This is a genomic window from Allobaculum sp. Allo2 (assembly GCF_022701175.1).
Classification (GTDB): domain Bacteria; phylum Bacillota_I; class Bacilli_A; order Erysipelotrichales; family Erysipelotrichaceae; genus Allobaculum; species Allobaculum fili.
The window spans coordinates 2,578,745-2,603,612 of the sequence record NZ_CP078088.1 but is presented as its reverse complement, the minus strand read 5'-3'; the positions used below and the strand labels follow the sequence as shown (position 1 = coordinate 2,603,612).

The following is a 24,868-nucleotide window of genomic DNA, read 5'->3' as shown; positions in this document are numbered from 1 at the left end:
CCTCAGGACATCGCCCGTCAGACGGACCTTATCCCCGCTGCCAAGATTAAAAGCGGCTGCAATGTATTTCTGAAAACCGAAAACCTGCAGAAAACCGGCTCGTTCAAGCTGCGCGGCGCCAGCTTTAAGATTTCTCAGCTTTCGGAAGAAGAAAAAGCGCACGGCGTCATCGCCTGCTCCGCGGGCAACCATGCCCAGGGCGTAGCGCTCGCCGCCCAGGCCTGCGGCATTCCCGCCATCATCTGTCTGCCGGAAGGCGCCCCGATTTCAAAGTTGAAGCGACCCGCAGCTATGGCGCGCAGGTCGTTCTCGTTCCGGGCGTATATGATGATGCCTATGCGGAAGCCCTGCGTCTGCGCGACGAAATGGGCTATACGTTCATTCATCCGTTCGACGATGAACTCGTCATCGCCGGTCAGGGAACGATCGGTCTCGAAATTCTCGATCAGATCGATGATCTTGACGCGGTCGTAGTTCCCGTTGGCGGCGGTGGGCTGATTTCCGGTGTCGCCTACGCCATCAAAACCTTGCGCCCAGACGTTAAAGTGTACGGCGTACAGGCCGAAGGCGCGCCAAGCATGGCGGCGTCTCTGGAAGAAGAGCGCATCGTCTGCCTCGATAAAGTCCGTACCGTCGCCGACGGCATCCAGGTAAAAGAACCTGGCGAACACACGTTCGATCTTTGCCGCAAGTATGTTGATGAAATTGTCACGGTTAACGACGATGAAGTCGCGACCGCCATTCTGAAGCTGATCGAAACGCAGAAGCTCATCACCGAAGGCGCCGGCGCCGTATCGGTAGCCGCGGTCATGTTCGACAAAATCCCGACCGAAGGCAAGAACATTGTCTGCATCCTCTCGGGGGCAACATCGACGTAACCATTCTTTCGAAAGTCATTGAACGCGGTCTTCTCACGTCCGGCCGCAGCGCGACTCTGGCGATTCAGCTTTCCGACCGTCCAGGTCAGCTGGCCAAAGTCTCCGCGCTGCTCGCTTCCTTAGGGGCCAATGTGGACAGCGTCTTCTATGAAAAAGCGAGCGAAGGCGCATCGATTACCGACTGCGTTTTGCGCATCAATATTGAAACCCGCGACCAGGACCATATCGATCTGGTCGAGAAAACGCTGATCGAAGAAGGCTTCCAGCTCCTTTAAAGAGAGCAAAGAGCCTGAACTTCGATCTGGAAAGGACCTTTATGAAACAGATTTCTACACCGAACGCTCCAGCGGCCATCGGGCCATACTGTCAGGCGGCTGTCGTAAACGGCCTCGTATTTACGTCCGGACAGATTCCGATCAATCCGGCAACCGGCGCCGTCGAAGCTGTGACCATTGAAGAGCAGACCGAACAGGTCATGAAAAATCTGACCGCCGTTCTCGAAGCAGCCGGAACCAGCCCGAAAAAGGCTGTGAAGACCACCTGCTTCCTGGCCAATATCGAAGACTTTGCGGCCTTCAACGCCGTGTACGCGAACACCTTTACCGAAAAGCCGGCACGCAGCTGCGTAGCCGTCAAGGATCTGCCCAAAGGCGTTCTCGTTGAAGTGGAAGTAATTGCCGAACTGTAATTCCAGCCAAACTGCAACTGCAGAAAACGCAGAAAATTGACGGAAAAAGCCAGAAGCGATGATTCGATCCAGAAGATCAGCAATCATCGCTTTTTCATATGGAATGGAGGACTTGAAACGGAGCCTTTTCCCGCTGTTCCGGAAAACATCGACGAGCGGGGCAGATACACCGCAAGATACGCCGTCCGACGCTTTGAGAAAAGGGAAAGCGGGCGTTCTGCAGGCGGCGAGAAATGCTTTCGCTTTTGAAAGATACCGGTTTCATTAAATGAAGACATATTAAAAGATTCTCAACATTGACTAGCCCTCCGTTAAAACTTCAGCCTCGCAATTGAAATGCGATAAGGAAGCATTACAATATGGGGCATGTCACGTAAGAAACTGACCATTCTTCTGGGTACTATTGCCTATATATTCTTTATTCTGGGGTGCATACTGGCGTATGCGGTCCAGTACATCACGCAGGTGATTCAGGTCGAATCCTTTTCCCAGTTCCTGTATACGATGCAGGTGGGCATGGGCGGTGCCAGCAATACCATCGTCCAGATCCTGCAGGGCTTTCTGCTGAATTACGCGCTTTGGATTGTCCTGGGAACGCTGCTGTACGGCTTTCTGCTCCACAGCCAGCTTTCCAGAAAGAACCGCACGCATACCCGCAAAAAGTGGATGGCGTCGAATGCGATCAAGGCGATCAACTGCGGCAGCCTGCTGTGCATGACGGGCTGCGTGGGACTGATGATTTCTCAGCTTCAGAAAGGCTATGAAGCGCTGAAAATTGATCAGTACATCGAAGAACAGAACAAGATTTCCACGCTCTACGAAAACCATTACGTCAAACCGGAAGCCGACTTGATTCAGGTCCCGGCGAAAAAGAAAAACATCATCTGCATTTATCTGGAGTCGATGGAAGCCACATTTTCCGACAGGGAACACGGCGGCGGATTTGATGCGGATCTGATCCCTAACCTTACCCGGATCGCTAAGGAAAATACCGACTTTTCCGCACAAGGGGATATCTGTCTTAACGGCGGTCAGGTGACCAGCCAGACGTCCTGGACAGTTGCCGGTCTTTGCGCGCAGACGTCCGGAACGCCCCTTGGCATTTCTAACTCGCAGTACAATCACACCTTCTCGGAATCGATGCTCTTTCTTCCGAAAGTCGTCAGTCTTGGCGACATTCTGGAACAGGAAGGCTATACGAACTATTTCATGTGCGGTTCCGAAGCCAGCTATGCGGGACGCGCCAACTACTTCCGCCAGCACGGAAACTATGAAATTTACGATGTACAGACCGCGCGCGACGAAGGCGACATTCCGGAAAACTATGACGAGTGGTGGGGCTTTGAAGATGAAAAGCTGATCCGCTTTGCCAAAGAGAAAATTACAAAACTTGCCGCGCATGACGAACCGTTTAATTTTACCATGCTTACAGCGGACACCCACTTCAAGGACGGCTATTTGTGCAAGAACTGCCCGGATGATTTTGATGAGCAGTATGAAAACGTCATCCGCTGCTCCGACAAGCGGATCGCGGAATTTGTCGAATGGATCCAGCAGCAGGATTTTTATGACGATACGGTTATCATGATTTCCGGCGACCATCTTTCCATGGACAGCCTGATCAACCAGAGCGTCGGCATCGATTTCCCAAGACGGACCTATTTTACGGTTATCAACGGCGCGCCCTATACGCTCGATCGAACCCGCGATTACTGCACGCTCGATATTTTCCCGACGACGCTCGAAGCGATGGGCTTTACGATTCAGGGTCACAAGCTCGGCCTGGGAACGTCCCTGTACGCGGATGTTCCGACGCTTTGCGAAGAGTTTGGCTTTGATGATCTCAATACGCAGATCGCCTATCGATCCAAACGGTTTGAAGACGAAATTCTCAAAAACGACGGCTATACGCCGGAAGAAGAGGACGACGGCTTCTTGCCCTTCTTCTTCAACCGCGACGATTCGTCGAGTTCGTCCAGTCATCAGACGCCAAGACTTCCTGTATTCGAAGAAGAATAAACAGAAACGAAATGCGAAGCATTCCAGAATGAACGATAAGAGGCACCTTTCCATGGGCGCCTCTTTTGGTATGTCCGCACAGCAGCTGCGCAAAAGGATTATCTGGACGCTCTCGTCTCTGTGCTGCTCGGGGAGTCATGCTCCTGGGTTTGATCCCAGCCGGATCGGCCGGACCGTCGAGCGGCGGTTTTAGAAACAGAAAAAGCCTGTCGGAGCGGCAGAGAAGAAAAGCGCCGGATCGACAGGCTGTCTAAGGAAAGCTGCGCATAGAAAGCAGTACAAAGAAAAAGACAATAAAAAAGCTCCTTGCGGAGCGAATTTTCAAATGGTGACTCGGCAGGGATTCGAACCCTGGACCCCTTGATTAAAAGTCAAGTGCTCTACCAACTGAGCTACCGAGTCATTTTAAGTGGTGCCGACTAGAGGACTTGAACCCCCAACCTACTGATTACAAGTCAGTTGCTCTACCAGTTGAGCTAAGTCGGCGAATGGTGGAGGCTAACGGGCTCGAACCGCTGACCCTCTGCTTGTAAGGCAGACGCTCTCCCAACTGAGCTAAGCCTCCTCTTGCTGAATGCCTGATCATTGTAGCTCATTCATTTTTCATTTGCAAGAAAGTAAACCTGACTTTGAAAAATCGGAAAAGGGAAGAAAGGCAGGAAGAACTGCAGGGAAGAAAATGCGCCAGGTCCGCCTCTGCATCTCTGGAGCCAGGCAACCGCATGTGCGTCTGGAAGGCGGATGTTTGCCTTTGCCGGTTTCAGAAATACAGAAAGGAAAGAGGCAGCGGCAAAATACGGTTTGCCTGCCATACGAGCAGCCAGATCCGAAAAAATGGCAAAAAATACCGGGTGAGCATCCCGGGACGTTGTGGTCAGCCTGCATGACTGAACGCTCTATATTTAAAGCCCAGACCTGACATGAAGAAATATATAGTGCAGAGGGGTCAGGCGGCGGACTGCCAAAAAAATGGAGCAGGTGATGAGAATCGAACTCACGTAGTCAGCTTGGAAGGCTGAAGTTCTACCATTGAACTACACCTGCAAAAATAAAAATGGTGACTCGGCAGGGATTCGAACCCTGGACCCCTTGATTAAAAGTCAAGTGCTCTACCAACTGAGCTACCGAGTCAGGAAAAATGGTGCCGACTAGAGGACTTGAACCCCCAACCTACTGATTACAAGTCAGTTGCTCTACCAGTTGAGCTAAGTCGGCAAATGGTGGAGGCTAACGGGCTCGAACCGCTGACCCTCTGCTTGTAAGGCAGACGCTCTCCCAACTGAGCTAAGCCTCCATTCGCTTAACGCTTGATCATCATACCCAAAGCGGTCCGATCGTGCAAGTATTAATTTCAAAAAATGAAACGAGGGCGGAAGAAAACGCGTTGCCCATTTTGGCAAGGCGTGTCTTTTTCCTTTACCTGTCGTATTTTTGGCTTTTTATCTTTACGAAGTCCATTCGAAAAAAGTAAACTTTAAAGTTTCTTTCAGCTTCCCCGCTAAAATAGAAGCTGAAAAAATCCGGGAGCGTACCGATCCAGCAGCCGTCAAAAGACGGTTGGACCTGAAATTTCTCTGAGTCTGGAAACGGAGTCGACAGCCTGCTGTCCTCGGCACGCTTGCCGCAAATGAAAAAAGAAACGATGGATCGGGAAGCTTTCCTGGATCGAAATCGTAAACAGACAAAAATATATATCGAAAAATCGGCGAAAGGCCGGTTTCTGGAAAGGAGCCGAATATGAAAATTTTAATTGTGGAAGATGAAACGCGTCTGGCCGAAGCGACAGCCGCGATGCTTCGCCAGAATGCCTACAGTGTGGATCTGGCGTTTGATGGAGAAACGGGATCCGAAAAGGCGTCCAGCGGCATTTACGATCTGGTTATTCTCGATGTAATGCTGCCAAAAAAGACGGCTTTGAAATTCTCGAAGATATTCGAGTGCTGGCTCCGGAAACCCGGGTGATCATGCTGACGGCACGCGGCGAACTGAGCGATAAGCTGGCCGGTCTGAAAAATGGAGCGGACGACTACATGACCAAGCCGTTTCATATGGAAGAACTGCTGGCCCGTGTCGATATCCAGCTGAAGAAAACGAGCGCCGTGAAATCCAATAAGCTTGAATATGGCGACATTTCACTGGATCTGCAGTCGTGCATGCTCAAAAGCCGGGAAAGCGGCGAAAGCATTCCGATTGCCGGCAAGGAATACACGCTTCTCGAATATTTCCTTTCCCATCCAGGACAGATTCTCAGCCGGGATCAGCTGTACTCCAAAGTGTGGGGCTGGGACAACAATATTGAATCCAATAATCTGGAAGCCTATCTTTCCTTTCTGAGAAAGAAGCTGCGTCTGCTCGGTTCCAAAGTGGAACTGAAATCGGTACGCGGTCTGGGCTATCGCATGGGGATGAAAGATGAATGAACTTCGTCGGAAGATGATGCTCACCCTGTTCGGGCTGCTGAGCATCATGGTCTGGCTGATTGTCGGCGTCTTTGATTTTCAGAACTACGCGACCGTACAAAACGATCTATCCGCCAGTATTCTGGAGATTTCGGAAATGACCCGCGAACTCTGGAATCCGACCGCGCTTGGTCCGTTTCCGCAGGACGAAGATGAAGATTCCCGGCTGGCTCTGCTTTATGAAAATCCAGTCTACATGATCGTCTTCAATAACGCGCAGAAGCCCATGCATTTTCTGACCACGCAGGATACAGATGAAGGGACGATCAACAAGATTGTCGAGAAAGCGCAGTTCGTCGAGAAAACGAGCCGCCCGGATACGAATCCGGCGATCGGCAACCTTCTGGTGAGCAGCTACGTGTGCTATCATCCGTCCAACAATATGGTGATGATGATCGACGTAACCGCCATCCGCAACGAACTGATCAGCCATCTGTTCATATCCATCCTGATCGGCATCGGCTTTGAAGGCCTGCTGTACATCGCCTGCCGCAAGGCGGCAGCCTGGATGATCGGCCCAATCGAAGAGACATTCAAGAAGCAGCGCCAGTTTATCGCCGACGCGTCCCATGAACTGAAGACGCCGGTCGCGGTCATTCTGGCCAATGCTGAAGCCATGGAAAAGGACCCGAACCCCAAATGGCTTTCCAATATTGAAGAAGAAGCCAGCCGCATGAACGGTCTGATTACCGATCTGCTGGATCTGACGCGAAACGAGCAGCAGGAAATCCAGATGCTTCCGGTCAACCTTTCCCGTCTTGTGGAAAAGCAGTGCCTGATTCAGGAAGCGGTCATGTTTGAACATCATATTGAGCTGAGCGAAACCATCGAACCGGATCTTACGGTGAACGGTCAGTCGTCTATGCTCGAACAGGTGATCGCCATTCTGCTCGATAATGCGGCGGCGCATTCCGATGGAAAGATCGCGGTCACGCTTCGCCGGCAGGGAAAAGACGTTCTGCTTTCGGTTTCCAATACCGGCGTTCCGATTCCGCCCGATCAAAGGGAAAAGATTTTCGAACGCTTCTATCGTGCCGATGAATCGAGAAACCGTTCCTCCGGCCGGTACGGTCTCGGACTGGCCATCGCCAAAAGCATCGTGAACCGGCACAAAGGCAAGATTGAAGTTGACTGCCATGGCGGCTGGACCACCTTTACGGTCGTTCTTCACGCAGCGGCCTGATCCGATCCGGTCTATATGCAAATCCATGTGTAACAGCCAGAAGGCGCGAGAACGATCGCGCCTTTTCCCTGGCTGCAAAGAGAGCCTGAACTTCTGGCAAAATACCTTTGTCCGCACGGGGAAGACAGATTTTGCATCGCCTTTTGAAATGGTATTTTCTAAACCGCTCGAATCTGGATATTATGGATCTGTTTGCGGATCGATCGGTCTTTTGGAATTTTCCGTTTCGATGGTTCACCAGTCTCAGTGAATCAAACTGGAATGGGGAAAAGGCAGATCCGGGAGATTGAAGGAAGGAAACCGGCAAAGTTCTGTGCGATAAACGGGCACTGCCGGAAGGGAAAGATATGAAACAGTTTTTAAGCCGAACCTGGATGGTTTACGGCATCGGCCAGATCTTGATGATGGCCCTTTGTGCCTATGTCGGCTGGTATGCGGTTGCCAATGCGGCGGTCGTCATTACGGCTGCGTATTGCGTGCATCTGGCCAGAAAGCGCAAAAACAGCTCGAAGACAACAAGGATGTCATCCGCAAAATGACGCGCAAGCAGAAGAAGACGCTTGAGGCGATCGACGATAAGCAGGTCCGCGAAATTTCCGCGACTTCGCGCATGATGCCGTATCTCTGCTTTGGCTGCCTGCTGCTCAACGGCTACACCTATTACTACAACACCGCCAATTCCCGCGCCGCAGCCGTATGGCTGGGAATTCCGGATGCCTGGAACGTATGGTTTCTGGTGATCGGAATGGTGTTTGGCTTTGTTTTCTACTTCGCGTTCTGCTTTAAAATGAACGAAATGATGACTCTGAAGGACTGATCTTCAGAGTCTTTTTCATGAGAAGCATGGTAAGTGTCAAACAATCGACGGGTATACGCGAGACTGAATATTAGATACGCTAAACGGGATCCCTTTCGAGATCCCGCTTGACGTATTTTTTATTCTTCATCGTTTTCTTCATACTTCGGATCCGGTCCACGGTATCCAATTCGAAGATATTCAGGTAAATCCTTTGAATACGGCAGAAGTGACTTCAATACATCTACCGCGATTTCATCGTCTTTGAACCATTTGAGTTCATCCAGAACGTACTCCATGTAGCGCTCTGGATTTAAGTCGTTCATTTCAGCCGATCGAAACAAAGTCATAAACGCTGCGACGACTTCCGCACCTTTGATACTCTTCGTAGTCTGGAAGTTTTTGCGATTGATCACGAATGGCTTTACGGCTCTTTCTGCCACATTATTGTCGATCGGATAATCACCGTCTTCCAGGTACCTTCCCAACGAGTTCGCTCGATCCATGAAGTACTTGGCTGCTCTGTAGGCGGTGCTTCTTTCCTCGAATCCACTCTGAATCTCCATCATGACTCTTGTGAGTCTTTCAAAGCAGGGCTTTGAAAGTTCCTGCCGAACTTCGGTTCTCGCCTCGTGCGAGTAAGAAGCAACGTGGGATTCGATGTGGTAGAGCTTCCCGAACAGAGACAGGGCTGTGAGCAGAATCTGGAGACCCGGACTTGGTTCGGGTCTCTCTGTTTCGTCCAGCTGGGCTGCCGCTTCTGCGGCCTCTTCGTCGTTCTCCAGTGTGGTCTTTTCCCACTTCAGGACGTCTGCCTGATACTGCGCGAAGTCTGACCGGACTTTGATGGCTTCGAAGATCTTTCTTCTCGCATGGGCCATACAGTTGAGCTTTCTGCAGGGGCCATAGTAGTTGGCATATGCATAAAGCCCGTCTGTCATAAGGGCATGACGAAAAGAACCGCCAAGGAGGGCGATTACGAACTCCTGTTTCTTGTAAGGGAAAAACTTATAGACAGCCATCTGGTTCTCTTCATAGATTCCGCTGACGGCGACAACCATAGAAGACTGTTTTCGATCTTTAACCTCCGTGCACTTTAAAACCGTCTCATCCATATGGACGACGTTACAGTTTGGGAGATCCTCAATCATTTGTTTTACGAGGGGCTTCAGATAAAGATCGTAAGTTTTTTCCAGGATGTTGCCCATGGTCTGACGGCTGATCGGCAGTCCCGTGAGACTCAGGTGCTTTTCCTGACGATAGGCCGGGGTTCCCATTACGAACTTATCGTAGGCAATTCCCGCGACCATAGAGGAAGTTGCGACACTCTTGTCGATCAGTGCAGGCTCGTCAGGTTCGGCGGTGCGGATGATGGCTTTCCCGTTTTCATCCGTACACTTGTTTGGGCACGCGACTGTCTCACGCAGCACTTCTTCCAGCCTATAGCGAGCGGGAATCCGATGAATCCTATAGTGACGTTTCATTCCAACAGTTTTCATCTCACAGCCGCAAACTGGGCAAATGCGCTTTTCCCCTTCTACACTGAAGGTAGTGGTTTCTTTGACCGCTTCCTGCTTTCTGCACTTGGTGGAAGGTTTTTCTTGCTTCCTTCAACAGAACTGAGCTTTAAATCTTCAGCTTCTTTACGATAGCGGTCTCCCTCTTCCTGATATTTCGCAGCCCGGTTAAAACAAACATCGGCTTTCAGATCAAGCTGAGCCAGCTGTTTATTCAGAATATTGATATCTGGGCCGCCGTCCTCGTTTTCAGAGTAATCCAGTTTCAAGGGAACCATCTTTTCCGTAGAAGGACCAAAGCGGCCGCTTTTCACGGCTTTATTGATTTCTTTAGCGAAATAGAGATCCAGGTACATATCCTCAATAAATTTGTCTTTCTCTTCTTCCGTCATGGTGCTGATCTGATGATGAAGATCTTCGAGGAGCTCGTTGCGGATTGTCTGGTAAGGGTTCGGCACATTCATGTATTAAATTTAACATATTTAGAGCGATAGATAAAGTAAATGGGATGATTTATCTTGATATTCCTTCAAGAAAATCATCCTTTTAAATTGGTTTAAACGTACTTATAAGTTCGTGGCAGAAATGCCGGCTGGGGAACAATCGACAGACCGGAAAGCAGAGAGGCCAGCTGCGAACAGTCAATTCGCATGAAGTCGGACTGGTCAGTGCTGACAGGCCACTGAAGGGAAGATCTGGAGAGTCGCTTATAAACAAGCCAGAATCCATTTCCGTCACGAAGGATACCTTTGATCTTGTTCTTCTGTCGATTAACGAAGAGAAAGAGGGATCCATCCAGCGGATCCAGAGCGAGAGGTCCTTGAACCAGGGAGACGTAACCGTCAATTCCTTTGCGAAGGTCAGCAGGCATCTGAGCCAGATAGATGTTTTTAACTTTGGAGAAATCGATACCGAGATCGATTGCAGGGATGATTGATTCCATGAAAAAGCCTCCTTGAATAAAGGAATTATCCCAAGGAGGCGGTCGAGAAAATACCCGTCTTTTATTTGACGCTTACGAAGCATGAATTCTCAGCCTGAAAGCAAAGGAAAAGCCGGTCCGTCAAAGTCTGAAAGAAAGGACGGGATCCGGCCAGAATAAAGAAAAAGACATCGCCAGACGATGTCCCTTTATTTGAGTCCATAAGCTGGACATGAATTTGCGATGGCTGGGGCAACTGGGATCGAACCAGTGAAATGCAGGAGTCAAAGTCCTGTGCCTTACCGCTTGGCTATACCCCAAGGCGCACAAAAAGCAAAGGTATTGTATCAACCGCGAATTTTCCTGTCAACGAACGCAGGAATGTGCGACTGAAGCCACTTGTGCTGCAAAGAGAGGCATTTGGAAACGACTTTTTCCAGCGCAGAATCGTTGATCCGGCGGCTTTCAAAACGAATCTGATCGTTTTCAAATAAGGAAATGGAATTGAAGGCGCTCTTGATCTGCCGTCCGAATACAGGGCGCATCTGAAGCAGTCCGGCTTCCGAAGCGATCCGGTAATCGGGATCAAACGACAGGTACGTATGGCAGTGAAACGTGGAAACAATGGCTTTGACAGAGCTGTCGGGGTCCTTGCCGCAAAGGACAAGATGGATCCGGCAGTTCAGTACGCCAAACCAGACTGACCACTCCTGCAGCAGCACGAGCTTTCTGGAAAGCAGGTCCGCCGTGGAAGAAGCAATCAGAATGTTTAAAACAAGCGGGTGGTCTTTCAACAGGTCTTTCATACTCTCTTAAATCCGTGGTTCTGTACGATATAATATTAGCAACTCAGGGAGGCATCGTCTAATGGTTCGAGCGGGTATAGATTTAGGAGCCCACAGTCTGCGGCTGATTGTGGACGGAGAGGGCGTTGTATTTGATGAGCCTTCTGTTGTCGCGTTCAATGAAAAGGGAGATGTTCTGGCCATCGGGGAGCAGGCGTACGATCTGCGCTCGTCCAGGGACCGGACGATCCGTTTAGTCCGCCCGATCCGTGATCAGGGCGTGGATACAAAAGCGCTCGAAGCCATGCTCAACGAACTGTGCTATGAATTCCGGCTGTTTCGACTGTTCCAGAAAACGACGCTTCTGTTAAGCTATTCTTCTGCGTTTTCGGAAGAAGATATTTTGCATCTGAAACAGACGCTTCTCGATCTGGGCGCCAGTCAGATTTATTTCGATCCGGAAATCTGGATGGCAGCCGTTGGATCCGGCCTGGATCTGTTCTTGCCGGTTTCGAGCTGCGTTCTTTCGGTCGGCTTTTCCAACTGCGATATCGCCATTTTCCGTCAGGGACAGCGCATTTATCACGCTTCGAACCCTTCGCTCAATGGCCGCAGAGCCAGCGAGCTGGCAGCAAAGTACCTGCTTCGCCATCACGATCTGATTCCGGATGAGCAGACGCTCGATTTGCTGATTCAGTCCATCGGCGCGGTACGTCTTTCATCTAAGGATCAGTACGTGCGCATCAAAGGGCGCCTGCGGGATACCGAAAAGCAAATTGAAATCCCGGTCAGCCAGAATGAAATGGCTGCGGTACTCGCACCGTTTGCCAGAGAACTCGGTCTGTGGGTTTCTTCGTTTGTGCGCGGCTTGCCGGAAAACATTCAGCTCGATCTTTCGGAACGGGGAATTGTCGCCAGCGGCGGTACGATGAAGATGCTTGGCCTGGCCGATCAGATCGGCGCGCTGGCCGGATGTCCCGTTTACTGCACCGATGAGCCCGATCGAACGGTCTCCCGGGGCATGGAAGCGCTTCTCGAAACCATTGGACGCTGAGAAAGGGCATACCTTTCAGGCTTTCGGACTTTTCGTTTGCAAACAAAGTGACAATTGAATATATTGATAGATGGCTATTTATACAATTCACGATAAATTTGCTTCAATTTGCGAACAGGATTCGCTAAAAATTGGCTGAAAATAGAAACTAAACAGGAGGAACTTGAGCATACATGGCTAAACAGGACATGATCGAACTTGATGGCTTGGTAACGGATACACTTCCAAACGCCGCATTTAAAGTAAAACTGGAAAACGGACACGAAATTCTGGCTCATGTTTCTGGAAAGATTCGTCTGCACCACATTCGTATTCTTCCCGGCGACAGAGTAAGAGTGGATATTTCCCCTTACGACCTCACACGCGGACGCATCACCTTCCGCTACAAATAAGGTATACCGCCTGAATAAACAGGATACATACGACAGGAAAGTTCAGAGTCAGCGAATTCTGAACAAGGAGGTACATCATGGAAGTTTTTACCCGGGCAGCATTCAATCAGCTTCCTGACGGCACGGATACTCGCGCCTCTTTTACATTTGAACCCCTCGCACGCGGGTTTGGAACCACCATTGGCAACGCCATCTGCAGAACTCTGCTCTCGGATCTTCCGAGCACAGCCGTTATGGCTTATAAAGTGGAAGGCGCTCCTGCCGATGCCGCTAAACTTGATGAAATCGAAGAAGATATTATTCGTCTGAAACTGAATCTGAAAAAGATCCAGCTTGAAACCGAAGATACGGGAATCACCGAACTGCAGTTAGTGAAAACCGGCCCTTGCACAGTAACCGCCGGCGATCTGATCTGCCCGGAAAACACAACGATTACCGATCCGGATCAGGTGATCTGCACCGTTAAGGAAAACCAGACACTGAACATGACGCTGTTTGCGGCGACCGACGGCGGCTACAAGACAGCAGGCGAAATTGAAAAAGAATACGACCTTCCCGAAGGAACGGTCTGCCTCGATACAACCTTTACACCGATTAAATCCGCAGAATATCTGTCCGAGCCGACGCTGCTTGGTCACGATACGAAGTATGACAAAGTCACATTCGACATTCATACCAACGGAAGCATTACGCCGCTGAACGCCGTTACGGAAGCTGCGCGTATTGTCATCGGCTATCTCGATAATATTTATCCGGCTGCGCAGATGGAACTCGAAGAAAGCTTCACCGTTCAGCCGCCGGTTACGGAAGAAGTGGCGAAGTCTTCGACAATGATGATCGAAGATCTTGAGCTGTCTGTCCGCTCCTACAACTGCCTCAAACGTGCAGGCATTCAGACTGTAGAAGAGCTGACCCAGAAGACCGAAGATGAAATGATGCACGTGAAAAACCTCGGCAAGAAGTCGCTTCAGGAAGTCAAGGACCGTCTCGAAGCCATGGGACTTGGTTTCCGGCAGTACGACTGATTCCAGGCAAGCAGGCTGCGCTGTATTCCCTGAGAAGAGGGAGAAATTTCAGCCCGCAAAGCGGGAACGGAATTTCAGAACACGAAGCGCGCTGTCAGCCAGCACGAAATCCATTATCGATACAGAAAGAGGAAGTCCGGATCGAATCGGACCTCCTCTTTTCTGCTTTCAGGGGCGTTATCGGCGTATAAAGGACGAAATCCACCGATATTCGACAGGCGGAAAAATACCATCCCAAGCGGCTGGATTTATCGTGAAGAAAAGGATCCCGTCCCTTTGAAAAACGTCTGTACATTGCATTAAGAAAAATGTAAGTATAGGGCAATTGATCTGGATTTTCGATTTAGCTATGATATTTTTATAGAAATGAAACCAAATGATTTGAAATGAACAGTATGAAAACAGCTTTCAGCGTTTGCGTTTACTCCCGTTTTTTCAATCTGCAGGGCAGTACAGAGTGAACAAAACAGGCAGAACAAGAACAGGCGTTCCGGATACCCAGAATCCAGAGAAGAAAGCCCAGACTTTTCACAAATCGAATCCCGAAAATGCTTCGGCCGCGCCGCATGCATTTACATACAGTAAGTACAGAAAGTGAGGAATTGCATATTTATGGCAAAAGATTTTTCAAAGATCGCAAAGCGATTATCAGCACGATTCTCGATAACATGCAGGGCTCGAATGAATTCGATGAGTCCAAATACTACACGATCGACATTCTCGACGTGGACGGTGAAACCGCCAAGGTAATGGTCTGCGATGATTACCGCTACCTGACAAAGGAAGAAGGCACCTGGAAAGAAGTGCCGCAGGCTTCCAAAGCGTAATCGCCAAAAGCCTGTTTTCTCGCGCAGCGTATGACGTTCGAGGACAGGCTGTATGACAGGCTTGCTAAAAAAGCACAAAACGTATTTAAAACGAAAAAGCGGCCCGTACCGCAGAACGTTCCCTTGAGGGAAGGCTCTGCGGTACGGGCCGCTTTCGTACAGGGATGTATGGGCAGGCTTAGTCTTCGAGTGTGCGGATTCCAAAGCGGAAGTAAAGGACGTGGCCGATCCAGACGGCCACAAGAATCCACTGGACCCAGGGCAGATGGAAGAGCATCAGCCAGCTGCAGAGAAGCACGAGCGAGATCGTCATCAGAACGCGCTTCTTAGCCTGCGGACGCATGGCACGGTGTTCAACCCAGTCTTTGGCATTGTCCTGATACAGCCGGGATGCGACAAAGCGATCGTGCAGCTTCTCGCTGCTTCGCCCAAAGCCAAAGGCGGCCATCAGCGCGAAAGGAAAGGACGGCAGAACGGGCAGGATGGCTCCAAGAACGCAAAGAAACAGTCCGACGAAGCCGATCAGCAGAAACAGCGGCTTTTCGATGCGGTTCTGGTTGTCGTAGTACAGATGGCGAAGAGCCATGACTGGATGATGGAGAAGCATGCGCGGGCCGGAATAGCGCATGACCTGACGAATCTGTTTGCGCCGCTCGTTTCGGTAACAGTGCACCTGGCACTGGGAACAGAATATTTTCGTTTCCATGAACGGGCATTTGGAAATGCGCACAACGGCGTATTCCAGCAGCTCTTTTTCTTCATGGGGATTGGGATACTTTTTGTAGTAGAGGGCGATCATTTCCTGGACGACACGTGCCTCAAAGGCCCGTTTCTTTTCAGCCCTGCGCTGCTTTTCGCCGGACGAAAGAGAACTTCCGCTTTCCGCCAGCATGGTATCCAGCCCCTGATCGAGGGAATCGATGAAGGTATCGATGCTGGCCTTTTTGCACGCTCTGCGAATTTCTTTGTCTGTCGCATCGGGTTTGGCGGCTAAAAGGTTATTGCGAAGGGTATCGGTAAACAGAACGCTCTCCTGCAAAACCACAGACTGTTTTGTACGCAGGAAATCCGTCTGTACGTCTTTCAGATTTTCATCGCCAAGGCGGGCTGTCCCGGCCTGCGGATCGAAAAAGCGCATGAGCAGGCGAAGCAGAGTGGATTGTCCGCAGCCGCTTCTGCCTTCGATTCCGGTGATTTTTCCTTCCGGAAAAGACAGGGAAAGACTTTCCAGGATCGCCTGATCGTCATAGGCAAAGGCGAGATTTTCCACCGCCATGGCGCTCGATTCTGGGCAGGCCCCTTTTTCGTTTTCCCTGACGGTAACTTCTTCATCAAACAGCGTCAGGACGCGGCGAGCGGCCCCAAGCGTGGAGGACAGACCGGTCGACAGATTGGCCAGCGCCAGAAATGGTCCAAAGGTTGAGGACTGGAGCACGAGACACGCAAGGAAGCTTTGTGCACCGATCTGATCGTGCCGGTAAAGATAGAGACCAAGAAAAAGCATGAAGAGCATCGAGAGAGTAACGATAGCCAGAGAGGCAGAAGAAGCGGCCACGGTCTGTTTTTCTGCTCGTCTTCCAGCACGAGCAGTTCTTCCGTCTTTTCGTTCATTCGTGCTTTGCGGACGCCTTCAAGATCGTACTGAATGATTTCGTCCGCGCCGCGCACGTTTTCCAGCACTGTCGCGCTCAGATCGCCGACAGCCTTACGACGGGCAATGCCGGTTTTCTGTGCGGCAGAACCGAAAATCAGCGGAATGCCAAAGGCAGCCAGCGCGTAGCTGCAAAGAAGCAGGACGCCGATGGACCAGTGAATCCAGAAACCGGCAGCTCCAAAGAGGACGGCGCAGCAGATCGCGATGCAGAACGGAGAAATCGTGTGGGCATAAAACACTTCCAGAAGTTCCACATCCGAAGTGATCAGAGCGATCAGATCGCCCTTTTACGCCCGTCCAGCCGGGCTGGACCGAGCCGGCACAGCTGACCGAAAACTTTATCGCGAATCGTGGCCAGAAGACGAAAGGCAATGTAGTGGTTGCACGCCTGCTCGCCATAGCGAAGGACGCCGCGCAAAACGGCGAACAGTCCCATGCAAAGGCAGGCTGTCCCGAAGGAGATCGAAATGGAGCCAGGTATATGGGAGAATGCGGCCAGGACGGCCATCATCCCGATTCCGGCAGCACACACGAATCCGGCGGTTCCGGCCAGAATGGCGAGAATCATCCAGCATTCCATGCCGTGCACCAGCTTGAGCAGACTGCGCAGTACGCCAAAGGTGGAGAGATTCTTATTCGTTTTCTTCGCGTTCATACAGACTTTCTCCTTTCACGTACTGTTCCAGTTTCTGCTGGGCAGAATAAATGCGTTCGAATTCGCCCCCGGCTTCTTTCAGATCTTCGAATCGTCCCTGTTCAACGAGTTTTCCATGGGCGAAAACGAGAATCTGCTTCGCGCGTTTCACGTTGGAAAGGCGATGGGTAATAAAGAAGACGGGATGCTCTTTGGAAAATTCCTCGATTAAATGAACGAGAATGGCTTCGCTGGCAGCATCAATGGAAGAAGTTGCTTCATCGAGCAGAAGCGCGGAGGGTTCGCTGGAGAGAAGCCGGGCGAACGCCAGCCGCTGTTTCTGTCCGCCGGATAGGTTGGATCCGCCTTCCTCCAGGACAAAATCCAGGCCGCCCCGCTTCTGGATGAGCGGCCAGATCAGCGTTTTTCTGAGAATCTCGATCAGGGTTGGATCATCGATTTCTCTTGATCCGCACAGGTTTTCGCGGACGGTTCCCGCAAAGAGGACCGGCTGGCTGTTCAGAACGCCGATGTGACGAGCCAGACTTTTTCTCGACAGACTTTCCAGCGGCTGATCGTTGAGCGTCAGCGTTCCATCGTCAAAACGCAGGCGTCCATAAAGCAGGGAAGCCAGAGTGCTTTTTCCCGAACCGGATTCGCCTGCGATGCCATACAGACCGTTTCCCTGAAGCGAAAAGGATACATGTTCGAGCGCTGGCTTTGTCGCCTCTGGATACGTGAAGGACAGATCTCTGGCTTCGATATCCAGAGCCGGAAAAGCCGAGTCCAGACAAAGTTCCTCGCTGCCGTCCTGAACGGGAGTGTCGAGAATTGCGAACATTTTATCGGCTGCCGCGGATCCATTCATGGAAATATGGAAATAACTGCCCAGCGTACGCATCGGCAGAAAAATTCCGCGGAAAGCAGGATGATCGAAAGCATTGTGGAGGCACCGATCTGTCCGTGCAGGCAGCCGTAAAGCGCCATACCCATGCCCAGCGCGCTTCCGCCGTAGGCAACAAGGTCCATGACGGAAATCGAGTTGAGTTGCATGATGAGAACGCGCATGGTAATGCGGCGGAAGTTTTCCGCCTGACGGTTCATCTTTTCGTGATAGAGGCCATCCGTTCCGTAAAGCTTGAGGGTGGTAAGTCCCTGCAGGTTTTCCAGGAAGTCATCCGACAGCCCCGTGTACTGATCCCAGTAGCGGGAAAGCAGTTTTTGGCAAATTTCTGTACGGCGATGATGGAAACAGGAATAAGCGGAACGCAGACAAACAGCACAAGGGCTGCCGGCCAGTAAAGAAATCCGACGATCAGAAACAGCGTGAGCGGAGCGAGCAGAGCGTAAAAGAACTGCGGCAAATACTGGCCAAACCAGACTTCGAGCTGTTCAACGCCTTCGCTGGTCAGCTGGGAAATTTCCGAGGTACTCCATCGGTTGCGATAGCTGCTGCCAAGCTGGCTGAGCTTGTCAAAAGACGTTCGCGCAGCTGCCGGCGAACAAGGGCCGCGGCCTGGAACGAAGCACGGGAGGCCATTTTTAAAGCCATCTGGCGCACAATCAGACAGGCAAGAACGAGTAAAGCGGTATTCCATACGGAAAGGGAAGGCGTCCCGAAAATGGAGGCTGCGCATACGCACAGCGCGATCGTGGAAAGGCTCGAAGCCAGCAGGGAAATCCACTGAAAGAAAATGTTTCTGCTAATATAAGGAAACGTATCCGGGAAGGCTTTCAGAAGACGTTTGTTCAGCATAAAGGGCTCCTTTCTGATGCTCCTTGCATAAAGACGGACATTCCGTCTCCAAATGAAAAAGGTCGCAATCCATGCTGCCGCGCTGACCCGGTCTGTTTTCAAAAGGCGGGGAGAGTCAGAAAGTTAGCGTGGATTAACGGTTTGCGCCGACTAACTATACAGATGGATTTTCCCGTGTGCAAGCCATTCCTTTCGCTTTTCGAACAAAAGGGATCCAATTTGTATGAATTCGCTTTCCGGACTGACGGACAGGAGAGCGGATGAAAGAATAGAAAATTTATCGTCTACGCAAAAAAATGAGCAGAAAATGAAAAAGGCCGCATGGCCGTAAGGAGAGGAGCGATTATATGCTGATATCGGCATCCCATCTGCATTTGGACTATGGAGACGGCCGTTCACCAATTCTCGACGATGAATCGATGGACGCCGAAGTTTCGGAAAAATCGGACTGGTGGGCCGCAATGGTGCAGGGAAATCCTCTCTGCTCAAAATCCTGGCGGATCCCCAGACCACAGCGGGCAAAATCATCCGCAAGTCCGGAATGAAAACCCACATTCTGGAACAGAATCCCGTCTTTACGCAAAAGACGATCTGGCAGGAGATGAAAGCGGCCAACGACGCACTGAGCGATCCGCGCGATGACTATGAACTCAAGGCCATTCTGACGCGTCTCAAGCTGGACGATTTTGACGCGCCGATCGAACCGCTTTCCGGCGGCCAGAAGCGCCGTCTTTCGCTGGCCCTGACGCTGGCGGACCGGGCGGATCTGCTTCTTCTGGATGAACCGACCAATCATCTTGATATTGAAATGATTGAATGGCTGGAAAACTGGCTTTCCAAAACGAAGGCGACTGTCATTACCGTTACGCATGATCGCCGCTTTCTGGAACAGGCATGCACCCGAATTCTGGAGCTGACCGACGGTCATCTGTACAGTCATCCCGGCTCCTACGCCGAATACCTGGAAGCCAGAGAAAAACGGGAAGCGGATGAACAGGCAAGAGCCGCCAAACGGGAAAACCTGTACCGTCACGAACTCGAATGGGTACGGGCTGGCGTGCAGGCGCGTTCCACAAAGCAGAAGTCCCGTCTCGACCGGTTTGAAGAACTGCGCGCGCAGCGAACCAGCCGGCAGAACAAGACGATGGAACTGCGCTTTCCCAGCGAACGCCTGGGCAAGAAGACGCTCGAATGGCAGAACCTTTCCTTTGGCTATACGCCTGAGAAAATTCTGTTTCATGACTTTTCCTACCACTGCAAAAGAACGGACCGCATCGCGCTCGTCGGACCGAACGGCTGCGGAAAATCGACGTTCCTCAATCTGGTCGACGGCGATCTGACGCCGCTCACCGGCGCCTTTAATTTTGGCTCCACAGTAAAAATCGGCTATTTCCGACAGATCCCCGATCCGGCGGATGGAAACCTTCGTGTTCTGGACTATATCGAAAAAGAAGCCAAGGCAGTCGTTACCCTCGACGGCGCACAGAGCGCTTCGGCTATGCTCGAACGATTCCTGTTTGATAAGACCAGGCAGTATCTTCCGTTAAACCGGCTTTCAGGCGGCGAACGGCGCCGTCTCGAACTCGTTCGCGTGCTGATGAAAGCGCCGAACGTCCTGCTGCTCGACGAGCCGGGAAACGATCTGGATATCGAAACGCTGGAAGTTCTCGAAGACTATCTCGATAATTTCCCCGGCATAGTGCTGTTCGTTTCTCACGACCGTTTCTTCATCGACCGTACCGCGACCGAGCTGTTTGAACTGCAAAGCGACGGAACCTTCCTGCGTATTAGCGGAGGCTATTCCGATCTGCAGGTGTTCAAGGAAGAAGAACGCCGCCAGGACAAAGCCAGACCGGCCAGTGCAGCCATTTCTGCCCGTCCAAAGGAAAAGAAGATTTCCTTTTCCTCCAAAGAGAAACGGGAGCTGGAAGAAATTCCACAGAAACTGGAAGCCAATACGGCTCGCATTGAAGAAATCGATAATCTTCTCGAGTCGGAAACGGATTATAAAAAGTGGCCGAGCTGAGCGATGAACGCGAAGCCCTTAGCCAGACCAATGAACAGCTTGAAGAGCGTTGGATGGAGCTCGAAGAAAAGCGGGAAGAAACCGCAAAACTTTACGCCGCGAAAAATAAGAAAACGAGTAAGAATACTAGACGAGTAAGAAGACGAACAGGAAAAACAAGAAAAAGAGGAAAGCCCGAAGAGCTCGCTCAAAAACGCTTCTCTCGAAAGAATTCGTTCGAAAAATTGAAAACTTAAAACGATGCGAAAAGCCGGTCTGGATTCGAGTCTGTCCAGACCGGCTTTTCGCATGGACGCTCTGGATCTGCAGGGCCTTCGGGCATAAGGCAGCCTGGCCTCTGGGGAGCATTTCTATAATGAATGCACAGCAGGTCTCTTTTTCGAGCAGAAGCCAGATGGAACGGATCAATGCTTTCAAATTAGGGCAAGATCTCGGGCCCAGGGCGCTCAAGAGTGCGGCCGACCTTCTGATCGACAGAAATTTGTTGGAGCCTGCAGAAAGTGAGTGGATAGCGATGAGTGATTTTCTGAATCATTTAAAAGAAGATGTCGAAAAGGGCGGCGAAGAAATCAAGGACGTATGGCATCATGCCAAAGAATCTTTTGAAGCCGATGCCGCTGCAGAAAATGCGGAACTGGATTCCTACCATGATCTGTTTGCCTGGGCAGACGGCAGTCTGCTCGCCCTTCCGTTTGACGAGAAGGAAATTTCGCAGAAAGACCAGGAAATGCGGACGCTGGCTGTCATGGCAGTGAAAGATCAGTCGATCTGTGCGCCAGCGGACGGTGTGATTGAATCAATCGATCTGCCGCAAAATACGATTGTGATCAAGACCAGTCCTGTGAATACGCTGGCGATTAAAGTATGCGTCGGCACTGTTTCCTTTGAAAAGGATGCGACGATTCTCGTTCATCCCGGTCAGGATGTACAGGCCGGCCAGCCGTTAGTTCGCTTCGCCCATCCGATCGAAGCTAAGTCGAAGCTGATGCTGGCGGAACCGAAGACGTTTGCGGATTTTAAAGGCGCCGGCTACGTTCCAAACCATGAACCGGGCGTCATCGGACGAAACGAAATTATTATCACCACCCAGCCGAAGGCAAAAGTGTACAAGGCGTAAAGACGGGCATATCCAAAAGGGCCCATGACAGGGCTCGATATAATGAAGTCAATCAAGGAGGTCTGAATCATGAGTGATTTCTTTAAAGATCTGGGAAAAGATGTGAAAGAGGGCTGGGACAAAATGTCCGACTCTGTAGAAAAGGAAGCGGAAAAGCTGAAAGCTGACTTCGAAAGCGACAAGGAAAAAGCCAAGGAAAAAGCCGCAGACGTAAAAAGAGACCGAAGCCAAAGAAGCTGAATGCAAGGCAGATCTTGCCAAGGATGATGCCAAGGCAAAAGCCGATACCAAAGCCTTCAACGAAAAGTCAAAGCCGGTGCAGAAGAATTTGCCAGCGATGTGAAAAAAGGCTATGACGACGCCAAGGACAAAGTCGAAGACGCTGCTGACAAAGCAAAAGCTGACGTAAAAAGACACAGCCGATGCGAAAGAAAAGTCGAAGCTTTCAACAAAGATGTGAAAGCCGACGTGAAAAAGCAGAAGACAAACTCAAAAAGTAGTCCCCAGGCATACCCAAAACTGAATAATTATCTGGCCGGATAACTCCGGCCTTTTTCCTGCTGAAAACTTTTTGTTCCGTAACGGACCGGCTGCCTTTACGAAGAACCGGTCAGTCGGAAAACGGGAAAATGAAGCATTTTTCCAGGGGATAACCGAGGCGAAAAATCATTGAAAAAGTGCCCGCAAAGCATCAGAAATGATCTGAATGCGATGGGACCGGACGGCTCCTTCAACCGGGATTTGAAAGGCAAAAAGCTGGATTCTGAGATGAAAAAGTTAAGAATTCTGATCAGATGTTTGTCTTTTTGCACTTGACATTTTTGTATGGAATCGATGGCTAAAATTGTTGTCGGATTCCCTATAAGCTTGTTAAAATCAACAATAAGAGGTTATAGCTATATCTGAAACGATTGCATATGTCAGGCGAAGCGGATATGCCTACAGGAATATTCGAAAAAAACGCCTCATGCGGCAAGAAATTCTAACGATTTGAGGTTTACAAATCAGGGAATGTTGATTTTTCAATCGTTACAGGTAGTATAAAGAACGTAGAAGAAATAGAAGGGTATCTTTATGGTCAAGAACAACATCGAAGTGGACATTAAAGTTAAAATTCTCGAAGGGGATATACCCAGGAACGTCTCGGCACCAAAATTGGAACTACTTCCCAGTACGTTAATCGCATCATCAAGAAGAAAGAGGGCCTTCTGAACAAGACCTTTATTCAGATGATGGAGGCTCTTGGTTACGATATTGAACTGGTTTATGTCCCTTGCGAGAATCACGACAATTAATAATCTCGAGCAAGTACAATCATCGACGAACTGATCATAGAAAAACAGAGAGATCCGCGCGGTTTCTCTGTTTCTTTTTCTTTACCTGGATTTTTGGAAAAGCGGAAGATTTCACCCGCCCATAAAAGCGTGAGGGAATCCTGCTATACTGAAAAACGAGCCCGATCCGCTCCTGCTGAAAGATCGATTAAAGTGCTTCTCCTGCAAATCTCGAAAGAGAGGAGTTCGAAACAATTCCAGAAGCCATGCAGGAAACGGCATCAAGAATACGGAGGAATACCATGTCGCAAGCTAACAACGGAAAAAAGTCATCGCCTACAACCGGAGCGCCCGGCATGAGTATGAAATTCTCGAAACTTACGAGGCAGGCATTGAACTCAAGGGAACCGAAATCAAAAGCGTACGAAAAGGAAAAGTGCAGCTGAAGGACTCCTATATTTCCATTCGCAATGGACAGGCCACGGTGAAGGATATGCATATTTCCCCGTATGAATTTGGCAACCGCTTCAACCATGATGAAACCCGGGACCGCCGTCTGCTGCTTCACAAAAACGAAATTCTGAAACTCGATCAGGCAGTCCGCCTGAAAGGGCTGACTCTGGTTCCACTGTCCATGTATATTTCCCATGGTCTGGCCAAACTGGAAATTGCGCTGGCCCGAGGCAAGAACATTCATGACAAGCGGGAAACCGCCAAAAGCGCGATGCGGAACGCGATATTCGCAAGGCGCTCAAAGGCAGCTGGTCCTGATCGCGCTTTACCGCTCTGGATCTGTACCGCCTGGAAAACGGTCAAAACCGGCCGCCGCTTAAAAAAATTGAAATCGAAAATCTTTTGCTTGCATACAGTTTGAATTTTGCTAGAATATTTAATCGAGGACGACATGCCGGGGATGTTTCTGGCATTCGATGAGTAATTGTTTGGACTCAGTCACAGCCGGGTGATTCCGTTAAAATCATTCAAAATAAACGCTAACACATTTAACTTCGGCCGCACCAACACTGGTGCCATGGCCTTCGCTGCTTAATTTATTCACTACGCGTGATCGCAGCCTGTTCAGATCAGTTCGCTTTCTTATCGTCTGAACAGATGGCGTAAAGAAGATAAGCTGACGAAGCGACTGGCTTCGCCGGACGAAAATCCAACAGTCACCCCATCAGAAATTGTGTCTGTCCAAGTCTGATGGTCAAATGACAGACTAAGCTGTAAACACTGATTCGTGGGACATTGCTTAGACGCGAGTTCGACTCTCGCCATCTCCACCAAATGAAGACCACAGTGATGCAAGTCCTCTGCAGAGATAGTGCAAGTCTATCCGTCTTCATCAAATATGGGGTGTTAGCTCAGCTGGGAGAGCGCATGGCTGGCAGCCATGAGGTCAGGGGTTCGATCCCCCTACGCTCCACCATATGGAAATAACCCTTTAGGTAAAGCGCCTAAAGGGCCTTTTTTTTGTTATGTGCGATTTGTGTGCGATTTTTCTTGGTCGTATGCAGTGCCGACAGAACATCGTCTTCTGATCTGTCGACCAGGTGGCCGATTATTCCTTTCCGGAAAAAGAAAAGAGTCGGTCAGGGATCTTAATAAATCGCTGAAACAGATTGAATTGGTATTTCGATTAGGTTGCCATCTATCCCTTCAATAAGCAAAGCATCATCATAATTGTCAAAATCATCTTTATCTAAAATCTGAATGAATATGCCGTTAACCGGCGGGCTATCTGTACAAACCACCGAAATGGGCTTATCTGTTTTCATTTTTACTCTGTTCATTACGTCTTCTAAACTCATTTGATGGTCTCCCGGAACTAGATGTGCTCCTGTCTTGGAAAAATTTATCAC

The 24,868-nt window shown here is 50.3% G+C and carries 27 protein-coding genes, 9 tRNA genes, 1 other RNA gene and 4 pseudogenes; 23 read left to right on the top strand and 18 right to left on the bottom strand.

The features are described from left to right. The first annotated feature begins 9 nt into the window (after positions 1-9). From ilvA to KWG61_RS14980, 5 genes and pseudogenes are all read left to right on the top strand, one after another. Positions 10-878, top strand: a pseudogene (ilvA, locus tag KWG61_RS15000) (threonine ammonia-lyase). 131 nt (positions 879-1,009) lie between these two features. Beyond that, complete coding sequence (locus KWG61_RS14995) at positions 1,010-1,153, top strand: hypothetical protein (RefSeq protein ID WP_242744509.1); 144 nt, start codon at positions 1,010-1,012, stop codon at positions 1,151-1,153. 41 nt (positions 1,154-1,194) lie between these two features. Beyond that, positions 1,195-1,566, top strand: coding sequence for a Rid family detoxifying hydrolase (locus KWG61_RS14990; protein ID WP_230267993.1), 372 nt, complete (start codon positions 1,195-1,197; stop codon positions 1,564-1,566). Positions 1,567-1,932: 366 nt separating this feature from the next. Then, complete coding sequence (locus KWG61_RS14985) at positions 1,933-3,585, top strand: sulfatase-like hydrolase/transferase (protein WP_230267992.1); 1,653 nt, start codon at positions 1,933-1,935, stop codon at positions 3,583-3,585. Positions 3,586-3,637: 52 nt separating this feature from the next. Continuing rightward, on the top strand, positions 3,638-3,778 hold the full coding sequence (locus KWG61_RS14980; protein WP_242744507.1) for a hypothetical protein: 141 nt from the start codon (positions 3,638-3,640) through the stop codon (positions 3,776-3,778). A 133-nt stretch (positions 3,779-3,911) separates the two neighbouring features. On the opposite strand, the gene KWG61_RS14975 is transcribed toward KWG61_RS14980, so the two are convergent. From KWG61_RS14975 to KWG61_RS14965, 3 genes are all read right to left on the bottom strand, one after another. Then, positions 3,912-3,987, bottom strand: a tRNA-Lys gene (locus tag KWG61_RS14975). A gap of 8 nt (positions 3,988-3,995) precedes the next feature. Continuing rightward, positions 3,996-4,071: transfer RNA gene (locus KWG61_RS14970), tRNA-Thr, on the bottom strand. A gap of 3 nt (positions 4,072-4,074) precedes the next feature. Continuing rightward, a tRNA-Val gene (locus tag KWG61_RS14965) sits at positions 4,075-4,150 on the bottom strand. A 9-nt stretch (positions 4,151-4,159) separates the two neighbouring features. Here KWG61_RS14965 and KWG61_RS14960 point away from each other — a divergent pair. Continuing rightward, positions 4,160-4,504: a hypothetical protein gene (locus KWG61_RS14960; protein WP_242744505.1), complete on the top strand. Its 345-nt coding sequence runs from the start codon at positions 4,160-4,162 to the stop codon at positions 4,502-4,504. A gap of 51 nt (positions 4,505-4,555) precedes the next feature. On the opposite strand, the gene KWG61_RS14955 is transcribed toward KWG61_RS14960, so the two are convergent. From KWG61_RS14955 to KWG61_RS14940, 4 genes are all read right to left on the bottom strand, one after another. Beyond that, positions 4,556-4,629 (bottom strand) — tRNA-Gly (locus KWG61_RS14955). An 11-nt stretch (positions 4,630-4,640) separates the two neighbouring features. Next, positions 4,641-4,716, bottom strand: a tRNA-Lys gene (locus tag KWG61_RS14950). Positions 4,717-4,724: 8 nt separating this feature from the next. Next, positions 4,725-4,800, bottom strand: a tRNA-Thr gene (locus KWG61_RS14945). 3 nt (positions 4,801-4,803) lie between these two features. Continuing rightward, positions 4,804-4,879 (bottom strand) — tRNA-Val (locus KWG61_RS14940). Positions 4,880-5,322: 443 nt separating this feature from the next. Here KWG61_RS14940 and KWG61_RS14935 point away from each other — a divergent pair. From KWG61_RS14935 to KWG61_RS14915, 5 genes and pseudogenes are all read left to right on the top strand, one after another. Then, a pseudogene (locus tag KWG61_RS14935) lies at positions 5,323-5,597 on the top strand (response regulator); the annotation flags it as partial. Positions 5,598-5,615: 18 nt separating this feature from the next. Further along, entirely contained in the window at positions 5,616-6,005 is a 390-nt protein-coding gene (locus KWG61_RS14930) for a DNA-binding response regulator (protein WP_367614406.1), read from the top strand. Next, positions 5,998-7,227, top strand: a complete 1,230-nt coding sequence (locus KWG61_RS14925; RefSeq protein ID WP_230267989.1) for a cell wall metabolism sensor histidine kinase WalK — start codon at positions 5,998-6,000, stop codon at positions 7,225-7,227. Before KWG61_RS14930 ends, KWG61_RS14925 begins: the two co-directional genes overlap by 8 nt. 347 nt (positions 7,228-7,574) lie before the next feature. Continuing rightward, positions 7,575-7,766, top strand: coding sequence for a hypothetical protein (locus tag KWG61_RS14920; protein WP_242744499.1), 192 nt, complete (start codon positions 7,575-7,577; stop codon positions 7,764-7,766). Next, on the top strand, positions 7,700-8,044 hold the full coding sequence (locus KWG61_RS14915; protein ID WP_242744497.1) for a hypothetical protein: 345 nt from the start codon (positions 7,700-7,702) through the stop codon (positions 8,042-8,044). The genes KWG61_RS14920 and KWG61_RS14915 overlap by 67 nt, the downstream gene beginning before the upstream one ends. 119 nt (positions 8,045-8,163) lie before the next feature. On the opposite strand, the gene KWG61_RS14910 is transcribed toward KWG61_RS14915, so the two are convergent. The 5 genes from KWG61_RS14910 to KWG61_RS14890 all read right to left on the bottom strand — a co-directional run bounded on the left by KWG61_RS14910 (position 8,164) and on the right by KWG61_RS14890 (position 11,268). Continuing rightward, positions 8,164-9,522, bottom strand: coding sequence for a transposase (locus KWG61_RS14910; protein WP_242743384.1), 1,359 nt, complete (start codon positions 9,520-9,522; stop codon positions 8,164-8,166). A gap of 38 nt (positions 9,523-9,560) precedes the next feature. Further along, entirely contained in the window at positions 9,561-10,004 is a 444-nt protein-coding gene (locus tag KWG61_RS14905) for a hypothetical protein (RefSeq protein WP_242743428.1), read from the bottom strand. Between the two features lie 92 nt (positions 10,005-10,096). Then, entirely contained in the window at positions 10,097-10,483 is a 387-nt protein-coding gene (gene tnpB, locus KWG61_RS14900; RefSeq protein WP_230268547.1) for an IS66 family insertion sequence element accessory protein TnpB, read from the bottom strand. Positions 10,484-10,706: 223 nt separating this feature from the next. Further along, positions 10,707-10,782, bottom strand: a tRNA-Gln gene (locus KWG61_RS14895). A gap of 27 nt (positions 10,783-10,809) precedes the next feature. After that, positions 10,810-11,268 (bottom strand): hypothetical protein, encoded by a 459-nt coding sequence (locus KWG61_RS14890; RefSeq protein ID WP_230267175.1) that lies wholly within the window; start codon positions 11,266-11,268, stop codon positions 10,810-10,812. A 61-nt stretch (positions 11,269-11,329) separates the two neighbouring features. On the opposite strand from KWG61_RS14890, the gene KWG61_RS14885 reads away from it, so the two are divergent. The 4 genes from KWG61_RS14885 to KWG61_RS14870 all read left to right on the top strand — a co-directional run bounded on the left by KWG61_RS14885 (position 11,330) and on the right by KWG61_RS14870 (position 14,545). Further along, positions 11,330-12,301, top strand: a complete 972-nt coding sequence (locus KWG61_RS14885) for a rod shape-determining protein (protein ID WP_230267176.1) — start codon at positions 11,330-11,332, stop codon at positions 12,299-12,301. A 173-nt stretch (positions 12,302-12,474) separates the two neighbouring features. Then, positions 12,475-12,693, top strand: coding sequence for a translation initiation factor IF-1 (infA, locus tag KWG61_RS14880; protein WP_230267177.1), 219 nt, complete (start codon positions 12,475-12,477; stop codon positions 12,691-12,693). A gap of 77 nt (positions 12,694-12,770) precedes the next feature. After that, positions 12,771-13,718, top strand: coding sequence for a DNA-directed RNA polymerase subunit alpha (locus tag KWG61_RS14875; protein ID WP_230267178.1), 948 nt, complete (start codon positions 12,771-12,773; stop codon positions 13,716-13,718). Between the two features lie 602 nt (positions 13,719-14,320). Beyond that, the gene (locus KWG61_RS14870; protein ID WP_242744495.1) at positions 14,321-14,545 is read left to right on the top strand and encodes a hypothetical protein; all 225 of its coding nucleotides are present in this window, start codon (positions 14,321-14,323) and stop codon (positions 14,543-14,545) included. 178 nt (positions 14,546-14,723) lie between these two features. On the opposite strand, the gene KWG61_RS14865 is transcribed toward KWG61_RS14870, so the two are convergent. The 5 genes and pseudogenes from KWG61_RS14865 to KWG61_RS14845 all read right to left on the bottom strand — a co-directional run bounded on the left by KWG61_RS14865 (position 14,724) and on the right by KWG61_RS14845 (position 18,431). Further along, a complete protein-coding gene (locus KWG61_RS14865; RefSeq protein WP_242744493.1) occupies positions 14,724-15,980 on the bottom strand; it encodes a nitrous oxide-stimulated promoter family protein in 1,257 nt (418 codons plus the stop codon). Next, on the bottom strand, positions 15,887-16,453 hold the full coding sequence (locus KWG61_RS14860; RefSeq protein WP_242744491.1) for a hypothetical protein: 567 nt from the start codon (positions 16,451-16,453) through the stop codon (positions 15,887-15,889). The genes KWG61_RS14865 and KWG61_RS14860 overlap by 94 nt, the downstream gene beginning before the upstream one ends. Positions 16,454-16,473: 20 nt before the next feature. After that, positions 16,474-16,854, bottom strand: coding sequence for a hypothetical protein (locus KWG61_RS14855; protein WP_242744489.1), 381 nt, complete (start codon positions 16,852-16,854; stop codon positions 16,474-16,476). Next, positions 16,832-17,734: an ATP-binding cassette domain-containing protein gene (locus tag KWG61_RS14850; protein ID WP_242744487.1), complete on the bottom strand. Its 903-nt coding sequence runs from the start codon at positions 17,732-17,734 to the stop codon at positions 16,832-16,834. The genes KWG61_RS14855 and KWG61_RS14850 overlap by 23 nt, the downstream gene beginning before the upstream one ends. Next, positions 17,698-18,431, bottom strand: a pseudogene (locus KWG61_RS14845) (ABC transporter transmembrane domain-containing protein). The gene KWG61_RS14850 and the pseudogene KWG61_RS14845 overlap by 37 nt, the downstream one beginning before the upstream one ends. Positions 18,432-19,040: 609 nt before the next feature. Between KWG61_RS14845 and KWG61_RS14840 the strand changes: the two are divergent. From KWG61_RS14840 to KWG61_RS14805, 8 genes and pseudogenes are all read left to right on the top strand, one after another. Then, positions 19,041-20,615 carry an ABC-F family ATP-binding cassette domain-containing protein gene (locus KWG61_RS14840; RefSeq protein ID WP_242744485.1) on the top strand — a complete coding sequence of 525 codons (1,575 nt, stop codon included), beginning with the start codon at positions 19,041-19,043 and terminating at the stop codon, positions 20,613-20,615. After that, positions 20,603-20,851, top strand: a complete 249-nt coding sequence (locus tag KWG61_RS14835) for a hypothetical protein (protein ID WP_242744484.1) — start codon at positions 20,603-20,605, stop codon at positions 20,849-20,851. Before KWG61_RS14840 ends, KWG61_RS14835 begins: the two co-directional genes overlap by 13 nt. Before the next feature lie 278 nt (positions 20,852-21,129). Continuing rightward, positions 21,130-21,732, top strand: a complete 603-nt coding sequence (locus tag KWG61_RS14830) for a PTS glucose transporter subunit IIA (RefSeq protein WP_230267183.1) — start codon at positions 21,130-21,132, stop codon at positions 21,730-21,732. A 69-nt stretch (positions 21,733-21,801) separates the two neighbouring features. Beyond that, positions 21,802-21,972: a hypothetical protein gene (locus KWG61_RS14825; RefSeq protein ID WP_242744482.1), complete on the top strand. Its 171-nt coding sequence runs from the start codon at positions 21,802-21,804 to the stop codon at positions 21,970-21,972. Between the two features lie 914 nt (positions 21,973-22,886). Continuing rightward, a complete protein-coding gene (locus KWG61_RS14820) occupies positions 22,887-23,027 on the top strand; it encodes a hypothetical protein (protein ID WP_242745731.1) in 141 nt (46 codons plus the stop codon). A 310-nt stretch (positions 23,028-23,337) separates the two neighbouring features. Next, positions 23,338-23,777: pseudogene (smpB, locus tag KWG61_RS14815) on the top strand (SsrA-binding protein SmpB). Positions 23,778-23,915: 138 nt separating this feature from the next. Then, positions 23,916-24,292: a transfer-messenger RNA gene (ssrA, locus tag KWG61_RS14810) on the top strand. A gap of 67 nt (positions 24,293-24,359) precedes the next feature. Beyond that, a tRNA-Ala gene (locus tag KWG61_RS14805) sits at positions 24,360-24,435 on the top strand. Positions 24,436-24,607: 172 nt separating this feature from the next. On the opposite strand, the gene KWG61_RS14800 is transcribed toward KWG61_RS14805, so the two are convergent. After that, entirely contained in the window at positions 24,608-24,817 is a 210-nt protein-coding gene (locus KWG61_RS14800; RefSeq protein WP_230267187.1) for a hypothetical protein, read from the bottom strand. Between the last annotated feature and the right edge of the window lie 51 nt (positions 24,818-24,868).

Coding starts and splice junctions, on each gene's coding strand:
- KWG61_RS14985 (WP_230267992.1), top strand. CDS start 1,933: ATGTCACGTAAGAAACTGACCATTCTTCTGGGTACTATTGCCTATATA.
- KWG61_RS14890 (WP_230267175.1), bottom strand. CDS start 11,268: ATGAAAGACCTGTTGAAAGACCACCCGCTTGTTTTAAACATTCTGATT.
- KWG61_RS14800 (WP_230267187.1), bottom strand. CDS start 24,817: ATGAGTTTAGAAGACGTAATGAACAGAGTAAAAATGAAAACAGATAAG.
- KWG61_RS14830 (WP_230267183.1), top strand. CDS start 21,130: ATGAGTGATTTTCTGAATCATTTAAAAGAAGATGTCGAAAAGGGCGGC.
- KWG61_RS14875 (WP_230267178.1), top strand. CDS start 12,771: ATGGAAGTTTTTACCCGGGCAGCATTCAATCAGCTTCCTGACGGCACG.
- KWG61_RS14920 (WP_242744499.1), top strand. CDS start 7,575: ATGAAACAGTTTTTAAGCCGAACCTGGATGGTTTACGGCATCGGCCAG.
- KWG61_RS14855 (WP_242744489.1), bottom strand. CDS start 16,854: ATGAACGCGAAGAAAACGAATAAGAATCTCTCCACCTTTGGCGTACTG.
- KWG61_RS14930 (WP_367614406.1), top strand. CDS start 5,616: ATGACCAAGCCGTTTCATATGGAAGAACTGCTGGCCCGTGTCGATATC.
- KWG61_RS14885 (WP_230267176.1), top strand. CDS start 11,330: ATGGTTCGAGCGGGTATAGATTTAGGAGCCCACAGTCTGCGGCTGATT.
- tnpB (WP_230268547.1), bottom strand. CDS start 10,483: ATGGAATCAATCATCCCTGCAATCGATCTCGGTATCGATTTCTCCAAA.
- infA (WP_230267177.1), top strand. CDS start 12,475: ATGGCTAAACAGGACATGATCGAACTTGATGGCTTGGTAACGGATACA.
- KWG61_RS14925 (WP_230267989.1), top strand. CDS start 5,998: ATGAATGAACTTCGTCGGAAGATGATGCTCACCCTGTTCGGGCTGCTG.
- KWG61_RS14905 (WP_242743428.1), bottom strand. CDS start 10,004: ATGAATGTGCCGAACCCTTACCAGACAATCCGCAACGAGCTCCTCGAA.
- KWG61_RS14960 (WP_242744505.1), top strand. CDS start 4,160: ATGCCTGATCATTGTAGCTCATTCATTTTTCATTTGCAAGAAAGTAAA.
- KWG61_RS14980 (WP_242744507.1), top strand. CDS start 3,638: ATGGGCGCCTCTTTTGGTATGTCCGCACAGCAGCTGCGCAAAAGGATT.
- KWG61_RS14850 (WP_242744487.1), bottom strand. CDS start 17,734: ATGCGTACGCTGGGCAGTTATTTCCATATTTCCATGAATGGATCCGCG.
- KWG61_RS14990 (WP_230267993.1), top strand. CDS start 1,195: ATGAAACAGATTTCTACACCGAACGCTCCAGCGGCCATCGGGCCATAC.
- KWG61_RS14910 (WP_242743384.1), bottom strand. CDS start 9,522: ATGAAAACTGTTGGAATGAAACGTCACTATAGGATTCATCGGATTCCC.
- KWG61_RS14825 (WP_242744482.1), top strand. CDS start 21,802: ATGAGTGATTTCTTTAAAGATCTGGGAAAAGATGTGAAAGAGGGCTGG.